This is a genomic window from Thermoplasma sp. Kam2015 (genome assembly GCF_003205235.1).
Classification (GTDB): domain Archaea; phylum Thermoplasmatota; class Thermoplasmata; order Thermoplasmatales; family Thermoplasmataceae; genus Thermoplasma.
The window spans coordinates 1-9,260 of record NZ_QJSM01000027.1; the positions used below are offsets into that span (position 1 = coordinate 1).

Annotated in this window: 10 protein-coding genes; 6 read left to right on the forward strand and 4 right to left on the reverse strand. The window is 43.5% G+C overall.

All coding sequences use genetic code 11. From position 1 onward, the window contains the following. Positions 1-201: 201 nt before the first annotated feature. Entirely contained in the window at positions 202-1,386 is a 1,185-nt protein-coding gene (locus DMB44_RS06390; RefSeq protein ID WP_237265333.1) for an MFS transporter, read from the forward strand. A 6-nt stretch (positions 1,387-1,392) separates the two neighbouring features. On the opposite strand, the gene DMB44_RS06395 is transcribed toward DMB44_RS06390, so the two are convergent. From DMB44_RS06395 to DMB44_RS06405, 3 genes are all read right to left on the reverse strand, one after another. After that, positions 1,393-2,001 carry a MarC family protein gene (locus DMB44_RS06395; protein ID WP_110641984.1) on the reverse strand — a complete coding sequence of 203 codons (609 nt, stop codon included), beginning with the start codon at positions 1,999-2,001 and terminating at the stop codon, positions 1,393-1,395. A gap of 78 nt (positions 2,002-2,079) precedes the next feature. Continuing rightward, a complete protein-coding gene (locus DMB44_RS06400; RefSeq protein ID WP_110641986.1) occupies positions 2,080-2,805 on the reverse strand; it encodes an ABC transporter permease in 726 nt (241 codons plus the stop codon). Next, positions 2,795-3,670, reverse strand: coding sequence for an ABC transporter ATP-binding protein (locus DMB44_RS06405; protein ID WP_237265334.1), 876 nt, complete (start codon positions 3,668-3,670; stop codon positions 2,795-2,797). The genes DMB44_RS06400 and DMB44_RS06405 overlap by 11 nt, the downstream gene beginning before the upstream one ends. Positions 3,671-3,811: 141 nt before the next feature. Between DMB44_RS06405 and agl3 the strand changes: the two genes are divergently transcribed. Next, positions 3,812-4,987 (forward strand): UDP-sulfoquinovose synthase, encoded by a 1,176-nt coding sequence (agl3, locus tag DMB44_RS06410; protein ID WP_110642000.1) that lies wholly within the window; start codon positions 3,812-3,814, stop codon positions 4,985-4,987. A 333-nt stretch (positions 4,988-5,320) separates the two neighbouring features. Here agl3 and DMB44_RS06415 read toward each other — a convergent pair whose 3' ends face one another. Continuing rightward, entirely contained in the window at positions 5,321-6,055 is a 735-nt protein-coding gene (locus DMB44_RS06415) for a nucleotidyltransferase family protein (RefSeq protein ID WP_110641988.1), read from the reverse strand. A 79-nt stretch (positions 6,056-6,134) separates the two neighbouring features. On the opposite strand from DMB44_RS06415, the gene DMB44_RS06420 reads away from it, so the two are divergent. The 4 genes from DMB44_RS06420 to DMB44_RS06435 form a co-directional block, all read left to right on the forward strand. Continuing rightward, complete coding sequence (locus DMB44_RS06420) at positions 6,135-7,361, forward strand: phosphoglycerate kinase (RefSeq protein ID WP_110641990.1); 1,227 nt, start codon at positions 6,135-6,137, stop codon at positions 7,359-7,361. A gap of 3 nt (positions 7,362-7,364) precedes the next feature. After that, positions 7,365-7,757, forward strand: coding sequence for a prefoldin subunit alpha (gene pfdA / locus DMB44_RS06425; protein ID WP_110641992.1), 393 nt, complete (start codon positions 7,365-7,367; stop codon positions 7,755-7,757). A 6-nt stretch (positions 7,758-7,763) separates the two neighbouring features. Next, positions 7,764-8,639, forward strand: coding sequence for a signal recognition particle-docking protein FtsY (ftsY, locus tag DMB44_RS06430; RefSeq protein ID WP_110641994.1), 876 nt, complete (start codon positions 7,764-7,766; stop codon positions 8,637-8,639). A 247-nt stretch (positions 8,640-8,886) separates the two neighbouring features. Further along, the coding region (locus DMB44_RS06435; protein ID WP_153280181.1) for a helix-turn-helix domain-containing protein at positions 8,887-9,260 on the forward strand (374 nt) is incomplete at its 3' end.

Here is a 9,260-nt window from a genome sequence, read left to right on the forward strand (position 1 = left end):
AGTTCTGAACATCTATTATTAATATAGCAAACTTATCAATAGGATTTTCGGTTGGGGGAAGTCCGTGTATCTCCTGTCCGAAGAGAGAGTTTTACTGCTTCCCCCAAACTCCTAACCTTTCTATAAATATCTTTTTTTAGCTGTACATACGAAGCCATAAATATCGTTTAGTTATGAGCCTTCATTCAGGGAAGCGCTTCCATGACGCACGAACCATATTCTGCATCATTCAGGTTGATATTATCGTCAAGGGCTTTCAGAAGTGCAGGCCTGATATTCATGGCGCTGTCCCTGCCGCTCTATCTCCTTGTTAACAGGATAAGCATAGCCAATGTGGGTATTATATATGTTGGTACCGCGCTCTTCAATGTTTTATTGTCCCTAGGTATCGGTATGCTTGGTGACCGCATAGGGTACAAGTATTCCCTGATAATGGGCGAATTGCCGGCGTTGCTGGCATCTGGAATACTTTCCTTCACAAGATCTATTCCGCTGATAGTCATAGCAACTATAATATCAGGAAGCGCTGGGGCCCCGGGCGGAATGCGTGGATCTTTTTCTGTCGGCATAACACCCTATCTTGCCAGGATATGGCAGGATCCTTCCGTGAGAATATCGAAGATGGCAAATATCACCTTTGTAGCGTCGATAGCCAGCATAGGGGGAAGCTTGCTGCTCTATTTACACGGCTTTCTTTCCAGGATATATGGAAACGAGGGCGCTTTCGTGATGCTCTACCATGCAACATTTTTCCTCATAATGCTCTCGTTCATCTCCCTGATGCTCATAAAGCGGGATCAAAGGCAAAAAAAGACTACAAAGTTTTTGAGAAGAGAAACCCTGCACTTTTCCGCACGCGTTATAACGACCAACATCATCAACGGCAGCGCCATTGGGTTTTCCATGGCGCTCATATCCGCATGGTTTGAGATAAGATACGGGGTCAGTGCATCAAAGATCGGGCTGATCTTCACTATCTCATATCTGACCACTGCTCTCGGATCCTTCTTGGCCGGTAGAATTCATATTTCTAGAGATAAAGCCGTATATTTTGGTTCACTCACGAGGGTGTTGCAGGGCGCTCTGCTGATAGCCATGGCTGCAAGCCCTTACTTCATACTTGGATCAGCGATATACATAATCAGGACTGCGGTGGCTGGCTTCGGAACACCCATAAGAAATGTGGTAAACATCCAGGGCGTGAAGGACGAGGATCTTGGCACAGCCTCCAGCATTCAGGGAGCTCCCTCCAGGATAATGCAGAGCACATCTGGGATCGCTGGCTATCTCATGGATTACTATCCTCCGCTGCCTGTGGAGATCGGTGGTATAATCCAAATGATCGGAGGTTTCGTCTACTTCAGACTGCTGAAAAAATACCGATGAAATTAATCATTTGAGTATCGATAGCGCGATGATAGCGTCTATAAAGTATTGTATGGCAAAACCAGCAAGCAGGAGACCGAAGATACGGGATATGGCCTTCATGACCTTTGCTCCGATGAATTTCGAAACTATCGAAGACCATTTGAAGAATATATAAACCATAACAAAGATTATCGCTATGGAGATCAGGGTGAATATCCTCTCGATGATCGGGCCCTTCATCAATATGATCACAAGTGATATAGCACCTGGCCCCGCTAGCATCGGGGTTGCAAAGGGTACTATTCCTATATCATAATCAACAAATTCTGATCCAGACGATTTTGGCCTGTTACCCTCCATTATCATCTCCACTGCCATTAATAGCAGTATGATTCCCCCTGCCATTTCAAGGGCCTCTATAGATATACCGAAGAAGTAAATTATGTATTCACCTGCCAGCGCAAACATGACGAGGATGATACCACCGTAAAAGACAGCATCCTTTGTGGCGCGCAATTTCTCAGATTCATTGAAATTATATGTCATGGATGTGAAAAGAACCAGACTACCGAATGGATCGATGACTATGAAGAGCGGTATGAATACCTTCAGAAATTCTACAGCCTGGTTCACCTTTGGGTATTATATTGCTCTAATATATCTTTCTCTGATTGGAGTCATTTCCGTTTACATACTCCTCTATGAATTATCTCAGTCCTCAGATTTCCACTTTATCATTGTTCTACCTATAAGTGCGTATACTGCGGTTTCTATTATGAAAATCGGTATCATGGTATACATATTAGGTGAAAGCCCGAAAACACCCTGCATGATCACAGCCGCAGATGTAGCTGGTGATATGGACAGGGCATACAGAAATGGTCTGGGGATTATGGTGTAAGGATAGAATGTTGGTGGAAGCACGGTCATAACCACGGAGAGTATTCCGGCTATACCCCAAACGTTTCTGACGTGTTTTATTAGCCCCGATACTATGAAAGAAACTGAACTCGTTGCAAGGGTGAGCATTATCAGTGTGCCGATGAGTGCAACGACGCCTGTTGGCGTGAATATATGAAATATGCCCCCCAGAAAAGCGTATACAAACAGGCCGGGTATTGAAAAGATGAGATAGCTCAGCGTCAGGCCCATCATGTAATCTGTTGGTGAAATGGATGTTGCCACAAACAGATCCTGCATCCTCAGCTGTAGTCTGAGGAACGCCGCATCGCCTGCACTTGATAGTGAAACAGAGGATATCAGACCGATGAACCCACCAACCAGAGCATAATTCAGAAGCTTTCCTCTTGAAATTATGAATATTAGAAAGAGCAGGGCAAGAGGTGTGCTCATTGCAGATAGAAGGTACGATGGGCCACGTCTCACCGCTCTGAAGCCGTAATACCATGCGAACATCATTATAAATTTAAGATTCAAGATCTATCCTCTCCTTTATGAAGACATCGTCAAGAGTTATACCCTTCACATTGCATCCCAACCTGACATACTCCTCAGCCTTCTCAGCATCGACGTATTTTATGAACATCCCACCCATGCTTATGGAGTCTTCCTGACGATCTCTGCATTCTATTCTGACCTTGCCTGAAAATTCGGCAAGTAGATCGTTGAGCCTACCTCTGCTTATCACCATGCCAGAATCCACTAGCACTATGAACGAGGATAGTGAGGCGGCTTCCTCCATATAGTGCGTTGTGAGAATCACATGCGATTTCAGCCTCCTTATTGCAGCCCAGACATCGTATCTGGATATTGGATCTAAGCCGGTGGTAGGTTCGTCCAGAAAGACTATCTCGCTGCCCGAAGCAAGGGCCATGGCCACGAAAATCTTGCGTTTCATACCTCCAGAGAGCGTATCTGCTGGAGTCCTCATGTTATCTTCGAGACCAGCTTCGGCCAGGGCCCTTCTTGCTTCAGCATCCGCCGAAGAGTATGAAAACCCGCGAGCTACCAGATACATCTTGACCTGTTCGAGCGGTGTCAGTATTCCTATGGGCGAGGCTTCCTGTGGTATACTGCATATCAATCTCCGGATTCGCTTTTCATCCTTTGCCGTGTCCAATCCCATTATCCTTACCATACCCGATGTTGGCTTCAGCTGGGTTGAGAGTATTCTCATCAGCGTAGTCTTGCCGGCGCCATTTCTTCCTATTATGGCTGTTATCCCTGCAGGTATATCAAGGTCTATATGGTTCAGCGCCACCTTACCATTTGAATATACCTTTCTCAGACTGCGTATCTCTATCAGATTCTCATGGGATGAGACCGTAATCGAATCGACCAAATGATGCACCTCTGTAGTAAATATATTTAATGTAGAGTTCAAATTTGATATTATGGATATATTTCAAACCTCGGTTCAGAATTAGAATGAATAATTAAGACATGAAATAATATTTTTATGCTGATAGAGATATCAATAGGAATGAAGATACTGATAATGGGTGTTGACGGTTATATAGGTTTTCCTCTCGCACTCAGGCTTCTAAACAGAGGACATGAGGTGTACGGCATAGATAATTTCATAACAAGAAAGAGGGTAGCTAATGTAAATTCTGATTCAGCGCTCCCAATACTCTCCTTCAAGGAGAGGAACGCGAGAATAAAGAAATATTTTGGGCGAAATGTGAAGTTCTTCTATGGCGATGCCACGAATCCAGAATTCATGTACAGGGCTATAGAGAAATCGAGACCTGATGCAATAGTTCATCTCGCAGAGCAGAGATCTGCGCCATATTCTATGATTGGCTTGAAGGAAGCAAATGAAACCATGGTCAAGAACATAACAAGTACGATGAATCTCATATATGCAGTGAAGGACATCGTTCCAAAGGCGCATATACTGAAACTTGGTACCATGGGTGAGTATGGTACGCCAAATATAGATATACCGGAAGGCTTCTTCGAGATAGAATACCATGGAAGGAAAGATATGCTTCCATTCCCCAAGAACGCCAGCTCCTGGTATCACTGGACTAAGGTTCATGACTCCAATAACCTCATGTTCGCAAACAGACTCTGGAATCTTGCAATAACAGACGTGATGCAGGGCGTCGTTTATGGAACCAAGACAAAAGAAATTGCGGATACTGGCCTCTACACAAGATTCGACATCGATGAGGTCTATGGGACGGCTCTTAACAGGTTCACTGCAGAGGCGATACTAGGTATGCCCATGACCGTCTATGGAAAGGGAGGCCAGACGAGGGGATTTCTGTCGTTGAATGACAGCATCCAGTGCCTCACGCTGGCGCTAGAAAAACCGCCTGAGAGCGGTGAATACAGGGTCATCAATCAGTTTGATGAAAAATACAGCGTTGGGCAGCTTGCCGAGATGGTTCAGGATATATTCAAAAGGGAATATGGCATCGTACCGGATATTGGGCATGTGGAGAATCCCAGAGTTGAGAGGGAGGAGCACTATTACAATCCGGAGCACAGGAAACTTGAGGAGCTTGGATATAGACGTACCAAGAATATAGAAGAAGAGGTAATAGATGCCATATCTGATCTTTCAAAATTTAGAGAAAGACTGAACAGTCTCAAAGAGACACTGATGCCGAGAACATTTTGGAGAAGGTCAAGCTACGATTACACATGAGCGATTTCTTGGCTCAACCATCGTATCTTATAGATCTATAGATGAGCAAGGCCATTAGGCGCACTTTCCAATTTTCATTAGTCGGAGATCCTATCGCATATGCTTATGGAAAGAGATCACCTAATTTACGATCTGAACATGTATATACTGTGATCGAAAAACAAAAACTAGCCCATATACTCCATCGGCGAAGCACATGATGCTTACAGATTCTTCTTCATACTAACGCTTTCTCTGAGACCAATTGGTATGATTGTCCAGCATAATCTGAATGATATTCTGAGTAGTAGAACGTAATTTCAACAAGTGCTTTAAGCCTTCATCAATGGAGTATCATCTGACCGAAGACATACGATCCGTGGCAAACTTGTATGTTCTGTTCACCACATCTACATATTTCAGAACCTGACCTACACTTATCCATTGATCCTTAGTAATCTCATAGAGATCGGTCTTCACGCCTTTCCTTATCATGGCGTCGATGGCAGGCGTCAACTCAGAATCTGTCGTTTCTGTATCTATGAAGTTGAATACCGATGGATCTAATATGTAAAGGGCCGCAAGTGCCATGTTCGAAGGTGGAACCTTTGGTTTCTCTACTACCCCGACAACCGCATCTTCCTCCATTTTTACGACGCCATATTTCGTGGGATCCTCGACCCTAAACGACACCAGAATATTTCCGAATCTATAACGTTTCAAGATATCCTTCTCCAGATCCGGATCTATGATCATGCCGTCTCCCGCATTCAGTATGAATGGAGAATCCATGTACTCTCTTGCCAGATATACAGCATAACCGTAGCCTCTCCTTTCTTTCTGAATTATGATCTGAAGTTCGGGATAACTATCCTCTATAAATTTTTTGGTTACACCATCCTCCTGATCCAGAACTATGTATATTTCGTTCACACCAATATACTTCATCCTGTATATCACGGCATCCAGGATAGGTCGTATGACCACTGATCCATCCCGAAAATCGTAAACGGAGAATAGTTCCTTGCGATAATATTTTGAGGCCATAGAACGTTTTCCAAGCCCAGCGGCAGTTATTAGACCTTTCATCCAGAGCTCTATCTTAATGCTGCTTATAAATTATGCAGAGGCTCAGCAATAAATTTAATAACTGGGCATATTCACTACCATGGATGAGTTCTTTCTGATGAATTCTTTCGACCTTGCAGGAAAAACCGTATACTTGAGAGTTGATATAAATGCTCCAGTGAATCCACTTACCGGCGAGATAATGGGTATCGATCGATTCAAAGCGCATGTGGATACGATCAGAAATCTAAGAAATTCCAAGGTTGTTATTGTGGCCCATCAGAGCAGACCAGGAAAAGATGATTTTATATCGCTAAGGCAACATGCGCAGATACTTTCCCACGTGCTGAACAAGAAAGTTCAGTTTGTGGATCAGCTATTCGGCAGTCAGGTCAACAAAGCTGTATCGGAGATGTCTGATGGCGATATTCTGATGCTTGAGAATGCCAGGTTTTATTCGGAAGAGGTTGATCTGACGTCCATAGAGAGCATGGAGTCCTCAAATATAGTTAAGAATTTGACTCCACTGTTTGATTATTTTGTGATAGATGCATTCGCGGCCATACACAGAGCACAGACAACCCTGGTTGGTTTCCACAGAATAAAGCCAAACATAGCTGGTAACCTGATAGAGAAAGAGGTAGGGATGATTGAAAAGTTCAGGAAGATAAAGGATAGGCCAAAGATCGCAATACTCGGTGGCGCCAAGATCGAAGACTCAATAGCAGTCTCAGAGAACTTCCTCTCCAATGACTTTGTCGATAAGATTCTTACGGGAGGCGTTGTTGCTAATGCCTTCCTCTGGGCGTCTGGCGTTGATATAGGCAAGAAAAACAGGGATTTCATCATCAAGAACAATGGGGATTATGAAAAATTGCTGGAAAAATGCAGAACTATACTCTCAAAGTATGGAGATAGAGTGGTCATGCCAACTGATTTTGTGATGAACCCCTCCAGCCAAAGGATATCACTGAACGAAAAGATACCAGAGGATCAGATCCTTGCGGATATAGGTCTGGACACCATCGTGCAGTATTCTGACATAATAGATGGAGCAAGAGCAATATTCATGAACGGCCCTATGGGCATGTATGAAATTGAGGAGTATTCGTCTGGAACAAGGGAGATATTTAACGCTGTTGCCCATTCAAGGGCGTTCAAGCTCGCTGGCGGTGGCCACACGCTGAGCGCACTGGATAAGCTTGGTCTGACAAAGATGATCGATCATGCATCTACCGGTGGCGGTGCACTGATAAGCTATTTAAGTGGTGAAACAATGCCAGTTCTCGAGGCATTGAAGGAAAGCAGGAGACTGTTTGAGGGATGAAGTATGGCAAGAAATGTAGAAGCACAGTTGAATTATATCGAATCCCTGATATCATCGGTCGATTCGCAGATTGATACCCTTAACAAGGCACTCATAGAGGTGCAGAATACCATTGAACTGTTGTCAAATGCAGATGTGGCAAGCAGTCAGGAAAAATTAATATCAGTAGGATCCGGATTATTCGCCAAGGGAACGGTCAGCCTTGATGAAGACCTGATAGTACCCATAGGATCAGGCATATACGTTGCCGAAAACAAAGAAAAATCTGTAGAAAGGCTGAAAAAGAACCTTGATGATATTAAAGCGTCAATTCAAAAATTGCTCGACCAGAGGAAAACGCTGGTTGATCAGTACAATACAGTTTATGCGACAGAAGCCACCAGAAATGTGAAATGATGGATTATGTTTGAAAAGTTGCGAAAAAAATTTGCAGAGCTATTTCGAAGGAATAAGATCGATCCAGACAAGGTGGCCGAGGATATCCCACTGAAGCTTGTTGAAGCTGACGTCTCTCTGGAGACTGCAGAAGACCTGGCCAGCCTAGTCAGGGAAAAACTGAAGAAGGAAACCAGTTCGTTCGATCCAGACGAGGTGCTCTCTTCATCCATAAAGGAGATCATCGATGATTCATCCCCGGATATCCTCAATGTGAAGAAGAAGCCCTATGTGATCCTGTTTCTTGGAATAAATGGAACGGGTAAGACAACGACCATCGGGAAGGTTGCTCACTACCTTAAGAAAAATGGCAAAAGCGTAGTCATAGCAGCCGCAGATACATTCAGGGCGGGAGCTATAGAGCAGATATCGTTGATAGGTAGGGAAGCCAGTACGGAGGTTATCAAACATGACAGGGGAAGCGATCCGTCTTCAGTTGCATTTGATGCCATTGAACATGCAAAGGCCAGAAATATAGACTATGTACTGATAGATACAGCCGGAAGGATGAACACGAACAGAAACCTGATGGACGAGATGAGGAAGATAAAAAAGGTATCAAAACCTGATCTTACGTTGCTTGTTATAGATGCGGTCTCTGGTCAGGATTCTGTGAACCAGGCTAGAATGTTCGAAGAAAATGTTGGCTATGACGGTGTTGTGGTGACGAAGCTGGATACAGATGCCAGAGGCGGATCGATCCTCTCCATATATCACGACCTGAAGAAGCCTGTTGTATTTATCTGCGTGGGGCAGGGTCTGGATGACATAATGCCCTTTGATCGGGATTGGTACATTAGAAAGCTCCTGCCAGAATCTGAAAATAGGACAGTTCAGGAATGATCCATATATCTAAAAGATCATGGATAAAATTTACCATTCTTTCATTTTCAATATTCTCTGCGTAGCATAATGGTAGCCTGAATGGTCGATAGCTCACCCTTAATTTTCTCAGAAACGAACGTTTTTATCCATTTATAGAAAGGTTAGGGGTTTGAGGGAAGCAGTAATTCTCCTCTTCAGACATGAGATACACGGACTTCCCCCAATCATGAAAGATCTATAAATAATCTCATCATATCTGTAATCAATGATAACGGCTACCAAAGTGAAGCTGTATCCAAACGAAGGACAGAAAATTTTACTGGAAAAGCACTTTGGTAGTTGCCGATTCGTATACAACTATTTTTTGGCCAAGAGGGATGAATACTATATAACGCATAGGGATGCACAGAGATCTTCTCTGAACTATTTTGACACAAATAACATGCTCATCGAACTCAAGAAGGAAAAACCATGGTTATACGAAGTTAATTCTCAATCCTTACAGATGTCATTACGCTTTCTTGATAATGCATTCAAGAACTTCTTCCATAAGAATGCAGATCATCCAAGATTCAAAAGGAAAGGTATTAACGAATACTTCGCAGTACCACAGCACATCAAAATTCAAGGAAACAGGAT

Coding starts and splice junctions, on each gene's coding strand:
- DMB44_RS06390 (WP_237265333.1), top strand. CDS start 202: ATGACGCACGAACCATATTCTGCATCATTCAGGTTGATATTATCGTCA.
- agl3 (WP_110642000.1), top strand. CDS start 3,812: ATGAAGATACTGATAATGGGTGTTGACGGTTATATAGGTTTTCCTCTC.
- DMB44_RS06415 (WP_110641988.1), bottom strand. CDS start 6,055: ATGAAAGGTCTAATAACTGCCGCTGGGCTTGGAAAACGTTCTATGGCC.
- DMB44_RS06420 (WP_110641990.1), top strand. CDS start 6,135: ATGGATGAGTTCTTTCTGATGAATTCTTTCGACCTTGCAGGAAAAACC.
- pfdA (WP_110641992.1), top strand. CDS start 7,365: ATGGCAAGAAATGTAGAAGCACAGTTGAATTATATCGAATCCCTGATA.
- ftsY (WP_110641994.1), top strand. CDS start 7,764: ATGTTTGAAAAGTTGCGAAAAAAATTTGCAGAGCTATTTCGAAGGAAT.